The sequence below is a fragment of the Pseudomonas putida genome (assembly GCF_050990305.1).
In the GTDB taxonomy this organism is placed as follows: domain Bacteria; phylum Pseudomonadota; class Gammaproteobacteria; order Pseudomonadales; family Pseudomonadaceae; genus Aquipseudomonas; species Aquipseudomonas putida_AH.
The window spans coordinates 358,309-374,921 of the sequence record NZ_CP158817.1; the positions used below are offsets into that span (position 1 = coordinate 358,309).

Here is a 16,613-nt window from a genome sequence, read left to right on the forward strand (position 1 = left end):
TTGTGCATTCGACCCAGTACGTTAGCATCCGCCCCCGAAAAAGGTGCGCCCGGACCGCTGTGTGTCCGTATCTATCGGTTTTCAAAGGAAAACTGTCGATTTCGCGCCGCAAATGCAATGGTTTGGGGGCTTGAAGATGAAGAAGTATCTGTCGATGCTGCTGGTCGGCGTCACGGCATTGGTTGCAGTCAGCGCGGCGCAGGCCGGTGCCATCGATGACGCGGTCAAACGCGGCACGTTGAAAGTCGGCATGGACCCGACCTACATGCCGTTCGAAATGACCAACAAGCGCGGCGAGATCATCGGTTTCGAGGTCGACATCCTCAAAGCCATGACCAAGGCCATGGGCGTCAAGCTGGAACTGGTGTCCACCGGATACGACGGCATCATCCCGGCCCTGCTGACCGACAAGTTCGACATGATCGGCAGTGGCATGACCCTGACCCAGGAACGCAACCTGCGCCTGAACTTCAGCGAACCCTTCATCGTGGTCGGCCAGACCCTGCTGATCCGCAAGGATCTGGAAGGCACCATCAAGTCCTATAAAGACCTGAACACCGCCGACTACCGCATCACCTCCAAGCTCGGCACCACCGGCGAGATGGTCGCCAAGAAGCTGATCTCCAAAGCCAAGTACCACGGCTACGACAACGAGCAGGAAGCCGTGCTCGACGTGGTCAACGGCAAGGCCGACGCCTTCATCTACGACGCGCCTTACAACGTCGTGGCACTGAACAAGGTCGGCAACGGCAAATTGGTGTTCCTCGACAAGCCGTTCACCTACGAGCCATTGGCCTTCGGTCTGAAGAAGGGTGACTACGACAGCATCAACTTCATCAACAACTTCCTGCACCAGATCCACGAAGACGGCACCTACGATCGCATCCATGACAAGTGGTTCAAGAGCTCCGAGTGGCTCAAGGACATGGAATAACTTGGTCAGATAGACCGAGTCGGTCCATTCGCGGGCAAGCCTCGCTCCTACAGGATTTATGCGATCCCCGTAGGAGCGAGGCTTGCCCGCGATGGCGGCCTGACAGGCAACACAAATCCCGGAACTTGCAATGAAACAGAAAAAAGCCCAATGGCCCTGGCACGCATTGACCGTGCTGGTGCTGATCGGCCTGGCCGGCGCGTTGTATTACGCCACTTCGCTGATGTCCTACGAGTGGCGCTGGAACCGCGTGCCGCAGTACTTCGCCTACCACGCCGAGGAGTCTCAGCGCGCCGCCGACATTTCCACTGTCAGCGAGCTGGTGCGCAAGGGCGACAAGGCTGACGTCACCCTGCGCAACGACGCGGGTGATGAGCAGCACCTGACGGTCGATGAAAACAGCCTGCAAGTCGCCCAAGGCGATGACGTGGCAGAAGGCGATGTCATCGGCGTGACCCGTCATTGGGCCGCAGGGCCTTTGATGTGGGGACTCTGGACCACCTTGTGGCTGTCCGTGGTGTCTGGCGTGCTCGGCCTGCTGATCGGCTTGGTGACAGGCCTGTGCCGGTTGTCGAACAACCCGACCCTGCGTGATCTCTCGACCATTTACGTCGAACTGGTGCGCGGTACGCCGCTGCTGGTGCAGATCTTCATTTTCTACTTCTTCATCGGCACGGTAATGAACCTGTCCCGGGAATTCGCGGGGATCGCGGCATTGTCGCTGTTCACCGGCGCCTACGTAGCGGAAATCATCCGCTCTGGCGTGCAGTCGATCGCCCGTGGCCAGAACGAAGCCGCGCGGTCCCTGGGTTTGAGCGCGGGGCAGTCGATGCGTCACGTGGTGCTGCCGCAAGCGTTCAAGCGCGTGCTGCCGCCGCTGGCGGGGCAGTTCATCAGCCTGGTGAAGGACACTTCGCTGGTGTCGGTGATCGCGATTACCGAACTGCTCAAAAGCGGTCGCGAAGTCATCACCACCTCGTTTTCGCCGTTCGAAATCCTGTTCTGCGTGGCAGGTCTGTATTTGTTGATCAACCTGCCGCTGTCGAAAATCGCCGGCCGGCTTGAGCGGAGGCTCGCGCAAAGTGATTGAAGTCCGCGATCTGGTAAAAGTCTTCGACACCCGTGGCCAGGTGGTCCGTGCGGTGGATAACGTCTCGACCAACGTCGCCAAGGGCGAAGTGCTGGTGGTGATCGGTCCGTCCGGCTCCGGCAAGTCGACCTTCCTGCGCTGCCTCAATGGCCTGGAAGCGTTCGACTCAGGTTCGGTGAGCATCGACGGCCTGCAACTGGCCGACCCGAAAACCGATGTGAATGCCTATCGCCGTGAAGTCGGCATGGTGTTCCAGCACTTCAACCTGTTCCCGCACATGACCGTGCTGGAAAACCTGTGCCTGGCGCAGAAAGTCGTGCGCAAGCGCGGCAAGAAGGAGCGTGAGGCCAAGGCCATGGCATTGCTGGAAAAGGTCGGGATTGCGCAGAAGGCTCACGAGTTTCCCTCGCGCCTGTCCGGTGGCCAGCAGCAACGCGTGGCGATTGCCCGGGCGCTGGCGATGGAGCCCAAAGTCATGCTGTTCGATGAACCGACCTCGGCGCTCGACCCGGAAATGGTCGGCGAGGTGTTGGATGTGATGAAAAACCTGGCCCTGGAAGGCATGACCATGGTCTGCGTCACCCACGAGATGGGATTTGCGCGGGAAGTGGCGGACCGGGTGCTGTTCTTCGATCACGGCAGGTTGCTGGAAGATGCCTCGCCGGCGGAGTTCTTCGATGCGCCGAAGGATCCGCGGGCGCAGGCGTTTTTGCGGCAGGTTCTCTGACTTCAGCGTCTGCTCAAAAGCTTCGCGGGCAAGCCTCGCTCCTACTTTGGAATGCATTCTCCCGTAGGAGCGAGGCTTGCCCGCGAATGGCATCACCTCGGTCTTGAGTGAACCGTCAAACCCTGAACTTGCCCACCAACATCTGCAAATGCGTCCCCAACCGCGCCAGTTCAACGCTGGACGCGGCCGTCTCTTCACTCGCCGCCGACGTTTGATCCGACACATCCCGCACATTCAGCACGCTACGGTTGATCTCTTCGGCCACGGCGCTTTGCTGTTCGGCCGCGGCGGCGATTTGCTGGTTCATGGCCTGAATCGCTGACACCGTGCGCGTGATGCTTTCCAGTGAGCCGCCAGCGCGACGGGTCAGTTCGACGCTGCTGTCAGTCAGGCTGCGGCTGTTGTCCATGATGGTCGCCACTTGCTCGGTGCTGTTTTGCAGGCCTACGATCAGTTCCTCGATCTCTTCGGTGGACTTCTGGGTGCGCTGGGCCAGGCTGCGCACTTCATCGGCGACCACGGCAAAACCGCGGCCGGCTTCACCGGCCCGGGCGGCCTCAATGGCGGCGTTGAGTGCCAGCAGGTTTGTTTGCTGGGCCACGGACTTGATCACATCGAGCACGCTGCCAATCTTGTCGCTTTCACGCTTGAGCTCGCCCATGGCTTCGGTGGAGTGTCCCACCTCCAGGGCCAGGCGCTCGATCTGGGCGATGGCTTCGCCGACCACCTTGTCACCTTCGCGAGCCTGCTGGTCGGCAGCAACGGCTGCCTCGGAGGCTTCCTCGGCATTGCGCGCAACTTCCTGCACGGTGGCGGTCATTTCGTTCATGGCCGTGGCCACCTGATCGGTCTCTACCTTCTGGCTGTTGACCCCGGCGCTGGTCTGTTCGGTAACAGCCGACAGTTCTTCTGCGGCGCTGGCGATCTGGGTCACGCCATCGCTGATGCCACCGATCAGCTCGCGCAGTCCCTGGGTCATGCCTTGAATGGCACGTTGCAGCTGGCCCAGCTCGTCCTGACGCTTTGAGATCAGACTGTGGGTAAGGTCGCCAGCGGCGATGCGCTCGGCCACCTTGAGGGTCTGGTTTAGCGGGATCACGATCTGCCGGGTGATGGCCCAGGCGGCAAACAGGCCAAAGACCAGCGCCAGGGCGGTGGACAGCAACAACATATTCTTGGCGTTTGCCACGTCGATGTCGCGTTTGTGGGTTTGCGAGGCGGTGAGTTGGGTGCTGATATCCAGCAGGATCTGGCCCTGGGTAGCCATGTGTTTGAGCGCATCGATACTGGCCACCTGGGAGTCACGGTACTGGCTGACTGCAGCGCGATAGGCCTTGAGTGACTCGGTAGCCTGCTGCAGGTTGGCGATATGCTGTTCCGGCAGTTTCGACGGCAGGCTTTCAAGGTATTTGAGCGCGTTGTCGATAGCGTCCAGCGCGGGCTGCTCGGCTTCGGTCTTCCCACTGTAGGTGTAGCCACGCACCTGGAAGCGCGCTTGCTGGATCAGTTTGCTCAGGTCGATCACGCTGTTGAACTGCGCGACGCTGTCGCCTTGCAGCATGGATTTTTCGACTTCGGCAACCCTCGCCACGGCATTGTCTGCGGTAGCGCCGAGTTTGCTGCGGGCGTCTTCGCGGTTGGCGCCTGCCTGGGTCATGGCGGCGAAGGCTTGCTTATACTGACTGACTGCGGCCAGTTGCTGGTCGAGCATGGCGATATCGGCAGGTTGCTCGATCAACTTGCGAGCGGTCTGCAGGTTGCTATCGAGCTTGCCGAGCATGTCGTTCACGGCGCCGGGACCTTGTTCACCACGACGCATTTCATAGTCCAGGCGAGCAACGCGCAGGTCTTTGGTCATCCCGTTGATGTCGGAAATGAGCCCCAGCTTGTCGCCACGATTGCTGACTTCGCTCAGGCCGTTCCAGCCTGTGACGGTGATCGATAAAGTCAGCAGTAATACAAGCCCGAAGCCGACGCCCAGTTTGCGATTGACGCTTACATTTCCCAGCTTATCGGCCAGCCATTGGTACATGCTGCAACTCCCTCGAACCATGTATTGGTTTACTGGGGGGTATATCGGCAGGAGATGGGGGTTCTGTAGGAACAGTCTGACAAGAGGTGGTCGGTGTAGGAGCTGCCGAAGGCTGCGATCTTTTGATCTTTAAAGAATCAAAATCAAAAGATCGCAGCCTGCGGCAGCTCCTACAGGGGGCGATGTTGTTAGAAGAGGCGAGCGAGCAGGGCGGTGACGGCGGTTTCAACGCGCAGGATGCGCTCGCCCAGTTGCACCGGTTGCAGGCCGGACTTGCCGAGCAAATCGATCTCGTAAGGAATCCAACCGCCTTCGGGGCCGATGGCCAGGGTCACCGGTTCGGTCAACGCGCGGGGGCAGGGCGGGTAGTTGCCCGGATGGCCGACCAGGCCGAGGGTCCCTTCGCTGATGGCCGGCAGGCGGTCTTCCACGAACGGCTTGAAGCGCTTCTCGATGGTGACTTCCGGCAATACGCTGTCCCGGGCCTGTTCGAGACCGAGGATCAACTGCTCGCGAATCGCTTCCGGCTCCAGGAACGGAGTCTGCCAGAAGCTCTTCTCGACGCGGTAGCTGTTGACCAACACGATGCGCGGCACACCCATGGCCGCCACAGTCTGAAACACCCTACGGAGCATTTTGGGGCGTGGCAGGGCCAATACCAGGGTCAATGGCAGCTTGGCGGGCGGCGGTTGGTCGAGGGTGACGCGCAACTCCGCTTCGCCGGCATCCAGGCGCAGCACCTCGGCCGAGCCCATCAGGCCGCCAATACGACCGACGCGCATGCTGTCGCCGACTTCGCAGCGATGGACTTCCTGCATATGGGTCAACCGGCGATCGCGCAGGATCACCCGGTCGGCCGCAATGAAGTCGGCCTCTTCGAGGAGCAGCAGGTTCACGCTTGGGTCGCTGGCGGCTGGTCGTTGTGATCGTCAGCCGGCTGATCGTCCGGGTGTTCGCCGCGCTTGCTGATCAAACCGCCGAACAGCACACCGATTTCAAACAGCAGCCACATCGGTACCGCCAGCAGGGTTTGCGAGAAGATGTCCGGTGGCGTCAGGATCATGCCGACCACGAAGCAGCCAATGATCACGTACGGACGGATCTTCTTCAGGTATTTGACGTCGACCACGCCGATCCACACCAGCAGCACCACGGCCACCGGGATCTCGAACGCCACGCCGAAGGCGAAGAACAGCGTCATGACGAAATCGAGGTAGCTGGTGATGTCGGTCATCATTTCCACGCCGGCCGGTGTGGCGGCGGCGAAGAATTTGAAGATCAGCGGGAACACCAGGTAATAGGCAAATGCCATCCCGGTGTAGAACAGCACGATGCTGGAAACCAGCAGCGGCACGGCAATGCGCTTCTCATGCTTGTATAGGCCCGGTGCGATAAAGCCCCAGATCTGGTGCAGGATCACCGGGATCGCCAGGAACAGCGACACCATCATCGTCAGCTTCAGTGGCGTCAGGAACGGCGACGACACGTCGGTGGCGATCATTGTCGCGCCGGCTGGCAGGTATGCCCGCAGTGGCGTCGAAACGAAGGTGTAGATCTGCTGGGTGAAGGCGAACAACCCGGCGAAGATGATGAACACCGCCGCTACGCAGCGCAGCAGACGGGTACGCAACTCGGTGAGGTGCGAAACCAGCGGCATGTGCTGGTCGTTTTCAGGGAGATCGCTCATGGGGCTCGCGGCGGCAGTGTAGGGTCATGAGGGGCTGGCGCGACAGGCGCAGCCGCAGGTACCACGGGTTCAACCGGCGTCGCTGCAACAGCAGGCGTCGCCTCGACAAGTGCAGCTTCGGCGGCTGGCGCCGCGACGGTCGGCGTTGCCTCGGGGGTAACCGGTGTCGGCTCCTGCTGGGTCGGCGTGAAGATCTTCCGCGCCTCCTGTTCCAGCGACAGAATGTGTTCGTTGTGCAGTTGCCGACGAATTTCGTCGGCACCGATTTCACGTTCAACTTCCTGTTTGATCGCATTGAAGCTGCGCTTCAGACGCCCGACCCACAGGCCGGCGGTGCGCGCGGCGTGCGGCAGGCGCTCGGGGCCCAGCACCAGCAGGGCAACGAGGCCAACGAGCAGCAGTTCAGAGAAGCTGATACCAAACATTAGTCAGTGCTCACACGTCTTTGCGGATCGGCTCTTCGACTTTTTGCGCCTGCACGTCGATCGTGTGCGGCTGGTTCACCGAGGCCTGTGGCTGAACCGGTGGAACCGGTTGCGAAGGGGTCGCGGTAGGGTCGGCAGGTTTTTCGTCATCGTTCATGGCCTTGCGAAAGCCCTTGATCGATTCACCAACGTCGGTGCCGAGGTTTTTCAGTTTCTTGGTGCCGAACACCAGTACGACAACCACCAGAATGACGATCCAGTGTTTCCAGTCAAAAATACCCATGGTGCTGCTCCTCTCTAATAATTGTTCAGGCAGACGGACGCGACGCTTTCTCTACATGTCCGGAGAGACCGAAGCGGCGGTCCAGTTCATCGAGTACAGCCTGCGGATGCTGCCCCAATTGGGCGAGCATGACCATGCTGTGGAACCACAAATCGGCGGTTTCGTAGATCACATCGCTGCAGTCGCCGCTGACGGCGGCATCCTTGGCGGCAATGATGGTTTCGACCGACTCTTCGCCGACTTTTTCCAAAATCTTGTTCAAGCCCTTGTGGTACAGGCTGGCGACATACGAGCTGTCGGCGGCGGCGCCTTTGCGCTCTTCCAGTACCTGGGCCAGACGGGTCAGTGTGTCACTCATGTGTGTGTCCTGCGCAATAAATGGCATGCGGGTCCTTGAGGACCGGATCGACGGTTTTCCAGTCGCCGTTCTCGAAGACGCGGTAGAAGCAACTCTGGCGGCCGGTATGGCAGGCGATGTCGCCAATTTGCTCGACCATCAGGATGATGACGTCGGCGTCACAATCCAGGCGCATCTCATGCAGGGCCTGCACGTGACCGGACTCTTCGCCCTTGCGCCACAGCTTGCCACGGGAGCGCGACCAGTAGATGGCGCGGTTCTCGGCAGCGGTCAGTTCCAGTGCTTCACGGTTCATCCAGGCCATCATCAGGACGCGCCCAGTCTTGTGATCCTGGGCAATCGCTGGCACCAGTCCATCGACGTCCCACTTGATCTCGTCCAGCCAGTTTTTCATCTTTGACTCCGACAGCGGGCTCGACACTTCGTATAGTCGAGCTCAGGCGTTGAAACAGTGTGCCAGCGTGCGACACAACTGGCTATCGACGAACGACCAGATACAAGCCGACGGCCATCATGATGCCCGCTGGCCAATAGGCCAACTGGTTCAGCGGCCCGCCGGCGGCGAGGATGGCACCGCCTGCCAGGTGAGCGGTGCCCAGCAGGCGCAGGAACCAGTCGTCGCGGCGTCGGTGCCAGGGTGGCGGCGGATCGTTGGCGTGGGGCTGGGACATACGCTCTAGCAGGTCACGGGTCATGTTGGCCAGGTGCGGGATCTGCTCGATCTGGCTTTGCACGTTGCCAAACAAGGCCTTGGGGCTGACGCGCTCGCGCATCCAGCGCTCAAGGAACGGTTGTGCGGTGTTCCACAGGTCGAGGTCCGGGTACAACTGACGGCCCAGGCCTTCGATGTTCAACAGGGTTTTCTGCAAAAGCACCAGCTGCGGTTGCACTTCCATGTTGAAGCGGCGCGCAGTCTGGAACAGGCGCATTAGCACCTGGCCGAAAGAAATATCCTTCAACGGCTTTTCGAAGATCGGCTCGCACACGGTACGGATCGCCGCTTCGAATTCATTAAGTTTGGTTTCCGCCGGCACCCAGCCCGAATCGATGTGCAACTGCGCCACGCGGCGATAATCACGTTTGAAGAAGGCGAACAGGTTGCGCGCCAGATAATCCTGATCTTCCGGGGTCAGGCTGCCGACGATGCCGCAGTCGATCGCAATATACTGCGGGCTCCACGGGCTCACGGTGCTGACGAAAATGTTGCCGGGGTGCATGTCGGCATGGAAGAAGCTGTCGCGGAACACTTGGGTGAAGAAGATCTCCACGCCGCGTTCGGCGAGCATTTTCATGTCAGTGCGCTGGTCGGCCAGAGTGGTCAGGTCGGTCACCTGGATACCGTAGATGCGCTCCATCACTAGCACTTTTGGCCGGCACCAGTCCCAATAGACTTGCGGCACATAGAGCATCGGCGAACCTTCGAAGTTGCGCTTCAACTGGCTGGCATTGGCAGCCTCGCGCAGTAGGTCGAGTTCGTCGTAGATGGTTTTTTCGTAGTCGCTGACCACGTCCACCGGGTGCAGCAGGCGTGCATCGGCAGACACTCTTTCGGCTGCGCGCGCGAGAATGAACAGCCACGCCAGATCCTGCTTGATGACCGGTTTGAGACCCGGGCGGATCACCTTGACGACGACTTCTTCGCCGGTTTTCAGTTGCGCGGCATGCACCTGCGCCACCGAGGCGGAGGCCAAGGGTTCGACGTCGAAACGGCTGAACACTTCACTGATTTTTTTGCCGAGCTGGTCTTCGATCAGCTTGACCGATACTTGCGAATCGAACGGCGGCACGCGGTCCTGCAGCAGCATCAGCTCATCGGCGATGTCTTCGGGCAACAGGTCGCGGCGGGTGGACAGGATCTGCCCGAACTTGATGAAAATCGGCCCCAGGTCCTGCAGCGCCAGGCGCAAGCTCGCGCCACGGCTCAAGTCCAGGGTCTTGCGTGGGAACCAGCGCCACGGCAAGGCATAACGCAGCGCCCGTAAAAACCAGGGCAGCGGCAGGGCGAAAAGCAGGTCATCGAGGCGGTAGCGGATCACGACGCGCTGGATGCGCAACAAACGGCGGACGGCAAGCAGCTTCATGCGTTATCGCTTGGGTCGAGGGATCGGGAAAGGCGTTCGAATCGCGCCTCAAGACGTTCCAGATCGAGTTTGATCTGGTCCAGTTCACTGAATCGGGCTTCGGCTTCGCGCTGACCGACGAGGGCCCGCGATTCTTCGGCCAGGTATTCGCCCAGGTTCTGGCCCAGGCTGGCAAAGCCTTGCTGGTACCAGCGGGCGCGGCTGCGCAGATGACCACCTACCAGTTGCGTGGCAACGGGGCCGAGCCAGCGTGAGAGTTCGTACTCCCAGTCCAGCTCGAGGTCCTGGAGGATGGCGGCCAGTTCCAGCAGCACGCCGCTGTCGCCGTCGAGCTCGACCTCAGGCGCGTGCAGCACCGATGTCTTGTCTTTGCTCATCGCCAGTTTCAACAGGCTGGAGGCCGGTGCGCGCAAGGTGCAGTCGGCTCCGGTTTCCCACTGGGAAGCGAGCATCAGGCCTTCATCGCTGGGCAGGATGAACAAGTGCAACGCCGGGCTGCGGCAATCGACGGCAATCACCTTGCCGCTCAAATGCGCGAGCCGCGGCAGCGCCGTGCTGTCGAGGCGCAGCACCCGGTTCAGGCCGAGTTCAACGCTGGCGAGCAGGCCGGCGAGCAGCATCAGGGCTTGATGCCGCGGTGCAGGGCGACGATGCCTGCGGTCATGTTGTGGTAGGTCACACGGTCGAAACCGGCCTCAACCATCATCGACTTCAGGGTTTCCTGGTTCGGGTGCATGCGGATCGATTCGGCCAGGTAGCGATAGCTTTCCGAGTCGTTGGTGATCAGCTTGCCCATCAGCGGCATGAAGGCGAACGAGTAGGCGTCGTAGGCCTTGGACATCAGCGCATTGGTCGGCTTGGAGAACTCCAGCACCAGCAGGCGGCCACCGGGCTTGAGCACGCGCAGCATCGAGCGCAGGGCGTCTTCCTTGTGCGTGACGTTGCGCAGGCCGAAGGCGATGGTTACGCAGTCGAAGTGGTTGTCCGGGAACGGCAGTTTTTCCGCGTCGGCCTGGACGAATTCGACGTTGCCGGCCACACCCAGATCCAGCAGGCGGTCACGACCGACCTTAAGCATGGATTCGTTGATGTCGGCCAGTACAACCTGGCCGGTCGGGCCAACCAGATGCGAGAATTTGCGGGTCAGATCGCCCGTGCCGCCGGCGATGTCCAGCACGCGGTTGCCGGTGCGTACACCCGACAATTCGATCGCAAAACGCTTCCACAGACGGTGCATGCCACCCGACAGGAGGTCGTTCATCAGGTCGTACTTGGCGGCTACCGAATGGAAAACTTCAGCGACTTTTTCCGCTTTCTGGCTTTCCGGAACGTTTTTGAAGCCGAAGTGAGTGGTGGGTTCGGCATCGCTGCCTTTGCGCTGATCAGTCATATCGCTGTCACCAAAAGAGAATGCGCGACATTCTAATCCTCAAGGGATGCTTTGTCTTGGCATGGCTGAAGGTAAGATGGGTCACCCTCGGGACGTTTTGCCGCAGGCAGTCAGGATTCTCCGAGCAATATTCATAGAGCCGCAGTCATAAAACAGGAGTCATTCGATGGCCCATATCAGTGTTGAGCGTGCCCATGGCCTGGGTAAGGAAGCGGCGCGCGAGAAGGCCGACAAGTTGGCGCAGAAACTGCGCGACCAATATGGCCTGGAGCCGCAATGGTCCGGCGACACCCTGAACCTCAAGCGCTCGGGCGTGAAAGGCGCGGTGCATGTGAGCGACGATTCGATCCGCGTCGACGTGGAACTGGGCCTGATGATGTCGGCCATGAGCGGCATGATCAAAGCGGAAATCGAAAAGGCGCTCGACAAAGCTCTGGTCTAAACCAGTCCTTGCGTTTGAGGGTTTCCTGTAGGAGCGAAGCTTGCTCGCGAAGGCGGTGTTCCTGCCTTCAGATAGGTAGCGACTGTTCCAGACTCTTCGCGGGCAAGCCTCGCTCCTACAGATATCTTACGGCACGCAAATGTTGCGGTTGTTAGGGTGCCGTTTCTAATTTTTCTCCCTACTTTGTGCCAGAGCCCGACACTTGCGCGGGCAGTTCCTCAAACCTATTGCGCGTGAGGTGCCCCATGGCCAAAGTAATTTTGAAGAAAAAAATCGACGCTTCGACAGCTGCTCTGAGTGACGTCAAATCCTATGCTCGCAAGATCTGGCTGGCTGGCCTGGGCGCCTACGCCAAGGTTGGCCAAGAGGGCAGCGAGTACTTCCAGGAGCTGATCAAGGCCGGTCAAGCTGTTGAAACCAAAGGCAAAAAAGCGGTCGCCGAAAAGCTCGAGGCAGCCAATGCCGAGATCGATGAAGCCAAGAATGAAGTGAGCACTTTCAAGGGCCGGGTCGAAGTTCAGCTCGACAAGGTCGAGAAGGCGTTCGACTCGCGTGTCGCGAGTGCCTTGAATCGTATCGGCATTCCGTCTAAACATGACGTTGAGACACTCTCTGTCAAGCTCGATGAGTTGACGGCATTGCTCGAACGCGTCGCGCGTAAATCTTAAGGAGAACGGGATGGCTGTTAAAAAGAACACCGAGAAAAGCAGCTCGTGGGCCGGGAAAATTGAAGAATATTCCCGCAAGATCTGGCTGGCTGGTTTAGGCGTGTACTCGAAGATCGACACTGACGGCAGCAAAGTCTTCGAGGCATTGGTTAAGGATGGCGAGAAAGCCGAAAAGGCCATTGGCAAGAAAGTCGAAGTCGCCAAGGACTCTGCGTCCTCGGCCAAGTCGCGCATCAGTGGTGTGAAAGACAAGGCGCTGGGCAAGTGGGATGAGCTGGAAGGGGCTTTCGACAAGCGCCTGAACAGCGCCATTTCGCGCCTGGGCGTACCAAGCCGCAATGAGGTCAAGGCGCTGCACGCCAAGGTCGAGAAACTGACCGCGCAGATCGAAAAACTCACCGGTGCCAAGGTCGCACCTGTTGCGGCGAAAACCGCCGCAGCCAAGCCCGCAGCCAAGCCGGCCGCCAAACCACTGGCCAAGGCTGCTGCTAAGCCGGCTGCCAAACCTGCTGCTAAAACGGCCGCTGCGAAACCAGCAGCTGCCAAACCAGCGGCTAAACCTGTTGCAGCAAAAGCCGCGGCTAAACCTGCTGCCAAGCCTGCCGCCAAACCGGCCGCCGCCAAGCCAGCTGCCGCGAAGAAACCAGCTGTGAAAAAGCCGGCCGCTCCAAAAGCCGCCGCACCTAAACCAGCAGTGGCCGCCGCTAAACCGGCAACGCCTGCCGCCCCGGTCAGCCCGGCGAACTCCGCCGCTGCACCCGCCCCTGCTGTAACCCCGACTGCCGCGCCAGCTCCATCGACGCCAACCAGTCAGTCCTGATTCGTCAGGGCTCAAAAAAACGCCCGGCCTGCCAAGGTCGGGCGTTTTTGTTTGTGCACGATCCAATGAACTCCACGTTCCCCTGTAGGCGCTGAGCTTGCTCGCGATGGCGGAGTGTCAGCCAAATCAATATCGGCTGATACGATGCCATCGCGAGCAAGCTCGGCTCCTACAGAGGCGGGGGTTATTCGTGTTCTTCGAGGTATTGAAGTGCCATTCTTTCGGTCGCCAACTTGAGCGGCGACAACAGGTGTGGCGCTACCAGCATCATGACCTGGTACACCACCAGCCGCACTTCACCTTCGCGATCGAGAATCCGCTGATAGTCCAATGAGAACAGCAGGGTCATGGTGATTTGCTCTACCAGTTGCCCCAAGGCCTGGGTGTCGCTGACCAATTGCCCTTGCGCCTTCAATTGCGCCAGCAACGAAGCCAGTGTGCGCTTGAGGGCATTGAGCAGGTTGCGAATGCCCTTGGCGAGTTTCGGCAAGCGCCCGGCCAGGTTGGATAAATCCTGGAACAGAAAGCGGTAGTGGGCCAGGCGTTCGACGATCAGGTGCAGGAACAGCCAGTAATCATCGGGGGACAGTTCAACGTCCGACGGTGGATCGAGCAGCGGCGCCAGTTCGGCCTGAAAGCGTTCGAACAGCCCGAGTATCAACGGCTCCTTGCCGTGGAAGTGGTAATAGAGATTGCCCGGGCTGATGCCCATTTCATTGGCAACTTCCATGGTGGAGACGTTCGGTTCGCCCTTCTGATTGAACAACTGCAGGGCACATTCGAGGATGCGGTCGCGGGTTTTCATCCAGTCTTCTTAATGATTTTGCCAAGCCAACACTCATCTCTGTAGGAGCGAGCATGCTCGCGATGGACGTTTACGATAACGCGTGCTGTCTGGGTGAACGCGTTGCCTGAACGTTTTTCGCGAGCCTGCTCGCTCCTACAGTGAAAAGGGTGCTGGCCGTGGGGTGTTTGAACGTCAGCGAACGCGCACATAAGTGCCCGGCGCCGCCTCCATGGGTGGATAGTTCTGGTTACCGAGGGTCATGAGCGTTTCCTTTTGCGCCCCGGAGCGCTCCTGAATCCAGGACAGCCATTGCGTCCACCAACTGCCGTCGACCTGCTTGGCGTCGTAGTACCAGGCACGTGGGTCGCTGCTCAGTTTGGCGCCCTCGACGTAGTTGGCTTTTGGATTGCCTGGCGGGTTGAGAATGCTCTGCACGTGACCACTGTTGGACAACACGAAACGGCGCTCGCCCCCCAGCAGCAGTGTCGAACGATACACCGCATCCCACGGCGTGATGTGGTCATTGATGCCGGCCACGCTGAAGCTGTCGACGGTGACCTTCTGCAAATCGATCGGCGTGCCACACACTTCCAATCCGCCCGGATGGCTCAACGGGTTGTGCTTGAAGAAGTCCAGCAAGTCGCCATGCAGGGCTGCCGGCAGGCGCGTGTTGTCGTTGTTCCAGTACAGGATATCGAACGCTGGCGGCTCCTTGCCCAGCAGGTAGTTGTTGACGAAGTAGCTCCAGATCAAGTCGTTGGGGCGCATCCAGGCGAACACCTTGGCCATGTCCCGCCCCTCCAGCACGCCTTTCTGATAGGAGCGGCGCTTGGCGGCTTCGAGGGTCTGTTCATCGGCGAAAAGGGTGGCGGGAGAGTCGAGTTGGCTGTCGAGCAGGCTGACCAGGTAGGTCGCACTCGATACTCGCCGCAGCTGCCGCTTGGCTTGCAAGTGGCCTTGCAGCGCTGCAATGGTGAGCCCGCCGGCACAGGCACCCATCAGGTTGACCTCACGGGCGCCGGTAATCGCCCGGCAGACATTCATGGCTTCTTCGACGGCTTCGACGTAGGTCGACAGCCCCCATTCACGGTGGCGAACATCCGGGTTGCGCCAACTGATCATGAAGGTCTGCAGGCCATTCTTGAGCGCGTACTGAACGAAGCTGTTGTGAGGGCTCAGGTCGAAAATGTAGTACTTGTTGATTTGTGGCGGAACCACCAGCAGCGGCTTGGAATACTGCTTTTCACTCATCGGCTTGTACTGGATCAGTTCCAGCAGCTCGTTGCGAAACACCACGGCGCCGGTGGTGGTCGCGACAGTCCTGCCGACCTCGAACGCCTGTTTGGTGACCTGCCGGGGCAGGCCGTCGTTGTGCAGGAGATCGTCCACCAAATGGCCGAGTCCGCGCACCAGGCTGTTCCCGCCGGAGTTGAAAATTTCCTTGATGGCCAGTGGATTGAGCAGGCTATTGGACGGCGATACAGCATCATTGAGCAAGGCGAAGGCGAAGTGCGCGCGAGCACGGTCATCCGGGGTCATGCTGCTTTCGTCGATCCAGCATTTGACCTGCTTCTGCCAACTGAGATAGGCCTGCAAGCTGCGGCGATAGAACGGGTTGAGGCTCCAGGCCGGGTCGGTGAAGCGGCTGTCCTGAGGATTGGTTGGGTGCAGGGTTTCACCCAGCAACACACGGCCCAATTGACCGCCCAGTTTCAAGGCGTGCCGGGCGCTGTGCACGGGATTGCGCAAACCATGGGCGGCCACGCTGCGCAGCGTTGAAAACAGATCCCGGCCACGCAGGCCGGTAATCGCACTTTGTGCGTTGATGAACGCGGCGGGAGAGGGCAAGACATCCCTCGCTGATTTGTCGCGCATGAGTCAACACTCCTTCGTCTTCAGGCCAAATACAAACACACCGAACCAGAACACCATAGACGCTGTAGCGGGTTGTTGCGCGGCGCGGCGTCCTGCCGCCCGCTTTTCATAAAAAACCGGACGGATTAACCGCCCAGTGACGACGGATGTGGATGCATCACTGCACGCTGCCGCTCCTCCTCCAGGAACTTCATGATGATCGGCGCCACGGCCTCGGCGCGGGTGATCAAGAACAGATGCCCGTCATCGATAACGTGCAACTGGGCATTGGGAATCCGCCAGGCCAGCAAGCGCATGTTGATCAGAGGGATCAGCGGATCGTCGTCCCCGGCCAGTACCAGAGTCGGCTGATTGATCTTGTGCAGCCAGTGAATGCTGGTCCAGCCGAGGCCGGCGAACAGTTGCCAGTAATAACCAAGCTTGCCTGCCGAGCGCACCTTGGCCGCGTGGCTGGCGGCGAGCGTCGGATCACGGCGAAATGAGCCGCCGTAGATCATCGGCGCGATACGGATTACGTGCGATGGCTGGATATAGCGTCGCGGGCTGGCCATCATCCACAGCACTTTCGGCTTGCCCGGCACCATCACTGCGCCTGCCGCCGTGGCGGCCAGCACCAGTTTCTTGCAACGTTCGGGATAGTCGTAGGCGAATTGCTGGGCGAGGGCACCCCCCCAGGACACGCCGATCACATTGACCTGTCCGTAGTCGAGGTAGTCGAGCATGCGTGCTGTGAGCTTCGCCAGGCTCGGAAATCGATAGGGACGTTTGGGTGTCGACGAACCACCGACACCGGGTACGTCGAAGGCGATGACCTCCAGGTCCGGGTCCAGCGCTGCGACAAACGGGAACACCAACTCCAGGTTGGCGCCAATACCGTTGAAAATCAGCAAGGGCGTCAAATGAGGCTTGCCGGGGCGCACCGCCGTACGGAGGGTCTGGCCATCCAGGTCGATGGTACGGAATATGAACGGTTGCGGCATGCTTCAAGCCCTGTTTATGAATTCATCCCCAACT

General features: G+C 60.0%; 19 protein-coding genes and 1 pseudogene. 6 read left to right on the forward strand and 14 right to left on the reverse strand.

All coding sequences use genetic code 11. The features are described from left to right. The first annotated feature begins 136 nt into the window (after nucleotides 1–136). The 3 genes from ABTV22_RS01685 to ABTV22_RS01695 all read left to right on the forward strand — a co-directional run bounded on the left by ABTV22_RS01685 (nucleotide 137) and on the right by ABTV22_RS01695 (nucleotide 2,751). Nucleotides 137–934 (forward strand): transporter substrate-binding domain-containing protein, encoded by a 798-nt coding sequence (locus ABTV22_RS01685; protein ID WP_433738263.1) that lies wholly within the window; start codon nucleotides 137–139, stop codon nucleotides 932–934. A gap of 130 nt (nucleotides 935–1,064) precedes the next feature. After that, complete coding sequence (locus ABTV22_RS01690; protein WP_433738264.1) at nucleotides 1,065–2,024, forward strand: amino acid ABC transporter permease; 960 nt, start codon at nucleotides 1,065–1,067, stop codon at nucleotides 2,022–2,024. Next, on the forward strand, nucleotides 2,017–2,751 hold the full coding sequence (locus tag ABTV22_RS01695; RefSeq protein ID WP_433738265.1) for an amino acid ABC transporter ATP-binding protein: 735 nt from the start codon (nucleotides 2,017–2,019) through the stop codon (nucleotides 2,749–2,751). The genes ABTV22_RS01690 and ABTV22_RS01695 overlap by 8 nt, the downstream gene beginning before the upstream one ends. 115 nt (nucleotides 2,752–2,866) lie before the next feature. On the opposite strand, the gene ABTV22_RS01700 is transcribed toward ABTV22_RS01695, so the two are convergent. The 11 genes and pseudogenes from ABTV22_RS01700 to ubiE all read right to left on the reverse strand — a co-directional run bounded on the left by ABTV22_RS01700 (nucleotide 2,867) and on the right by ubiE (nucleotide 11,007). Next, nucleotides 2,867–3,730: a methyl-accepting chemotaxis protein gene (locus ABTV22_RS01700; protein ID WP_433741269.1), complete on the reverse strand. Its 864-nt coding sequence runs from the start codon at nucleotides 3,728–3,730 to the stop codon at nucleotides 2,867–2,869. A 39-nt stretch (nucleotides 3,731–3,769) separates the two neighbouring features. After that, nucleotides 3,770–4,804: pseudogene (locus ABTV22_RS01705) on the reverse strand (methyl-accepting chemotaxis protein); the annotation flags it as partial. A gap of 167 nt (nucleotides 4,805–4,971) precedes the next feature. Beyond that, nucleotides 4,972–5,679 (reverse strand): 16S rRNA (uracil(1498)-N(3))-methyltransferase, encoded by a 708-nt coding sequence (locus ABTV22_RS01710; RefSeq protein WP_433738266.1) that lies wholly within the window; start codon nucleotides 5,677–5,679, stop codon nucleotides 4,972–4,974. Then, nucleotides 5,676–6,470, reverse strand: coding sequence for a twin-arginine translocase subunit TatC (gene tatC, locus ABTV22_RS01715; RefSeq protein WP_433738267.1), 795 nt, complete (start codon nucleotides 6,468–6,470; stop codon nucleotides 5,676–5,678). The genes ABTV22_RS01710 and tatC overlap by 4 nt, the downstream gene beginning before the upstream one ends. Beyond that, a complete protein-coding gene (gene tatB, locus ABTV22_RS01720) occupies nucleotides 6,467–6,895 on the reverse strand; it encodes a Sec-independent protein translocase protein TatB (RefSeq protein ID WP_433738268.1) in 429 nt (142 codons plus the stop codon). Before tatB ends, tatC begins: the two co-directional genes overlap by 4 nt. 10 nt (nucleotides 6,896–6,905) lie before the next feature. Then, nucleotides 6,906–7,178 carry a twin-arginine translocase TatA/TatE family subunit gene (locus ABTV22_RS01725; protein ID WP_433738269.1) on the reverse strand — a complete coding sequence of 91 codons (273 nt, stop codon included), beginning with the start codon at nucleotides 7,176–7,178 and terminating at the stop codon, nucleotides 6,906–6,908. A 25-nt stretch (nucleotides 7,179–7,203) separates the two neighbouring features. Then, the gene (locus ABTV22_RS01730) at nucleotides 7,204–7,536 is read right to left on the reverse strand and encodes a phosphoribosyl-ATP diphosphatase (protein WP_007952422.1); all 333 of its coding nucleotides are present in this window, start codon (nucleotides 7,534–7,536) and stop codon (nucleotides 7,204–7,206) included. Continuing rightward, nucleotides 7,529–7,930 carry a phosphoribosyl-AMP cyclohydrolase gene (gene hisI / locus ABTV22_RS01735; RefSeq protein ID WP_433738272.1) on the reverse strand — a complete coding sequence of 134 codons (402 nt, stop codon included), beginning with the start codon at nucleotides 7,928–7,930 and terminating at the stop codon, nucleotides 7,529–7,531. Before hisI ends, ABTV22_RS01730 begins: the two co-directional genes overlap by 8 nt. An 82-nt stretch (nucleotides 7,931–8,012) precedes the next feature. Continuing rightward, entirely contained in the window at nucleotides 8,013–9,617 is a 1,605-nt protein-coding gene (gene ubiB / locus ABTV22_RS01740; RefSeq protein ID WP_433738273.1) for a ubiquinone biosynthesis regulatory protein kinase UbiB, read from the reverse strand. Beyond that, nucleotides 9,614–10,237 (reverse strand): ubiquinone biosynthesis accessory factor UbiJ, encoded by a 624-nt coding sequence (locus tag ABTV22_RS01745; protein WP_433738274.1) that lies wholly within the window; start codon nucleotides 10,235–10,237, stop codon nucleotides 9,614–9,616. The genes ubiB and ABTV22_RS01745 overlap by 4 nt, the downstream gene beginning before the upstream one ends. Then, the gene (gene ubiE, locus ABTV22_RS01750) at nucleotides 10,237–11,007 is read right to left on the reverse strand and encodes a bifunctional demethylmenaquinone methyltransferase/2-methoxy-6-polyprenyl-1,4-benzoquinol methylase UbiE (protein WP_007989286.1); all 771 of its coding nucleotides are present in this window, start codon (nucleotides 11,005–11,007) and stop codon (nucleotides 10,237–10,239) included. Before ubiE ends, ABTV22_RS01745 begins: the two co-directional genes overlap by 1 nt. A 166-nt stretch (nucleotides 11,008–11,173) precedes the next feature. Between ubiE and ABTV22_RS01755 the strand changes: the two genes are divergently transcribed. The 3 genes from ABTV22_RS01755 to ABTV22_RS01765 all read left to right on the forward strand — a co-directional run bounded on the left by ABTV22_RS01755 (nucleotide 11,174) and on the right by ABTV22_RS01765 (nucleotide 12,937). Continuing rightward, nucleotides 11,174–11,449, forward strand: coding sequence for a polyhydroxyalkanoic acid system family protein (locus ABTV22_RS01755; RefSeq protein WP_110965947.1), 276 nt, complete (start codon nucleotides 11,174–11,176; stop codon nucleotides 11,447–11,449). A gap of 245 nt (nucleotides 11,450–11,694) precedes the next feature. After that, nucleotides 11,695–12,117: a phasin family protein gene (locus tag ABTV22_RS01760; RefSeq protein ID WP_433738275.1), complete on the forward strand. Its 423-nt coding sequence runs from the start codon at nucleotides 11,695–11,697 to the stop codon at nucleotides 12,115–12,117. A 10-nt stretch (nucleotides 12,118–12,127) separates the two neighbouring features. After that, the gene (locus tag ABTV22_RS01765; protein WP_433738276.1) at nucleotides 12,128–12,937 is read left to right on the forward strand and encodes a phasin family protein; all 810 of its coding nucleotides are present in this window, start codon (nucleotides 12,128–12,130) and stop codon (nucleotides 12,935–12,937) included. A gap of 184 nt (nucleotides 12,938–13,121) precedes the next feature. On the opposite strand, the gene ABTV22_RS01770 is transcribed toward ABTV22_RS01765, so the two are convergent. The 3 genes from ABTV22_RS01770 to phaZ form a co-directional block, all read right to left on the reverse strand. Then, nucleotides 13,122–13,742, reverse strand: coding sequence for a TetR/AcrR family transcriptional regulator (locus tag ABTV22_RS01770; RefSeq protein ID WP_433738277.1), 621 nt, complete (start codon nucleotides 13,740–13,742; stop codon nucleotides 13,122–13,124). Nucleotides 13,743–13,916: 174 nt separating this feature from the next. Continuing rightward, entirely contained in the window at nucleotides 13,917–15,599 is a 1,683-nt protein-coding gene (gene phaC / locus ABTV22_RS01775; RefSeq protein ID WP_433738278.1) for a class II poly(R)-hydroxyalkanoic acid synthase, read from the reverse strand. A 125-nt stretch (nucleotides 15,600–15,724) separates the two neighbouring features. After that, nucleotides 15,725–16,579, reverse strand: a complete 855-nt coding sequence (gene phaZ, locus ABTV22_RS01780) for a poly(3-hydroxyalkanoate) depolymerase (protein ID WP_433738280.1) — start codon at nucleotides 16,577–16,579, stop codon at nucleotides 15,725–15,727. Nucleotides 16,580–16,613: the final 34 nt, after the last annotated feature.

What these genes read in the sequence shown, in the direction of transcription:
- ABTV22_RS01685 (WP_433738263.1), top strand. Translation starts at nt 137, where the DNA reads ATGAAGAAGTATCTGTCGATGCTGCTGGTCGGCGTCACGGCATTGGTT.
- ABTV22_RS01690 (WP_433738264.1), top strand. Translation starts at nt 1,065, where the DNA reads ATGAAACAGAAAAAAGCCCAATGGCCCTGGCACGCATTGACCGTGCTG.
- ABTV22_RS01700 (WP_433741269.1), bottom strand. Translation starts at nt 3,730, where the DNA reads ATGACCCAGGGACTGCGCGAGCTGATCGGTGGCATCAGCGATGGCGTG.
- tatC (WP_433738267.1), bottom strand. Translation starts at nt 6,470, where the DNA reads ATGAGCGATCTCCCTGAAAACGACCAGCACATGCCGCTGGTTTCGCAC.
- tatB (WP_433738268.1), bottom strand. Translation starts at nt 6,895, where the DNA reads ATGTTTGGTATCAGCTTCTCTGAACTGCTGCTCGTTGGCCTCGTTGCC.
- ABTV22_RS01725 (WP_433738269.1), bottom strand. Translation starts at nt 7,178, where the DNA reads ATGGGTATTTTTGACTGGAAACACTGGATCGTCATTCTGGTGGTTGTC.
- ABTV22_RS01730 (WP_007952422.1), bottom strand. Translation starts at nt 7,536, where the DNA reads ATGAGTGACACACTGACCCGTCTGGCCCAGGTACTGGAAGAGCGCAAA.
- hisI (WP_433738272.1), bottom strand. Translation starts at nt 7,930, where the DNA reads ATGAAAAACTGGCTGGACGAGATCAAGTGGGACGTCGATGGACTGGTG.
- ubiB (WP_433738273.1), bottom strand. Translation starts at nt 9,617, where the DNA reads ATGAAGCTGCTTGCCGTCCGCCGTTTGTTGCGCATCCAGCGCGTCGTG.
- ABTV22_RS01745 (WP_433738274.1), bottom strand. Translation starts at nt 10,237, where the DNA reads ATGCTGCTCGCCGGCCTGCTCGCCAGCGTTGAACTCGGCCTGAACCGG.
- ubiE (WP_007989286.1), bottom strand. Translation starts at nt 11,007, where the DNA reads ATGACTGATCAGCGCAAAGGCAGCGATGCCGAACCCACCACTCACTTC.
- ABTV22_RS01755 (WP_110965947.1), top strand. Translation starts at nt 11,174, where the DNA reads ATGGCCCATATCAGTGTTGAGCGTGCCCATGGCCTGGGTAAGGAAGCG.
- ABTV22_RS01760 (WP_433738275.1), top strand. Translation starts at nt 11,695, where the DNA reads ATGGCCAAAGTAATTTTGAAGAAAAAAATCGACGCTTCGACAGCTGCT.
- ABTV22_RS01765 (WP_433738276.1), top strand. Translation starts at nt 12,128, where the DNA reads ATGGCTGTTAAAAAGAACACCGAGAAAAGCAGCTCGTGGGCCGGGAAA.
- ABTV22_RS01770 (WP_433738277.1), bottom strand. Translation starts at nt 13,742, where the DNA reads ATGAAAACCCGCGACCGCATCCTCGAATGTGCCCTGCAGTTGTTCAAT.
- phaC (WP_433738278.1), bottom strand. Translation starts at nt 15,599, where the DNA reads ATGCGCGACAAATCAGCGAGGGATGTCTTGCCCTCTCCCGCCGCGTTC.
- phaZ (WP_433738280.1), bottom strand. Translation starts at nt 16,579, where the DNA reads ATGCCGCAACCGTTCATATTCCGTACCATCGACCTGGATGGCCAGACC.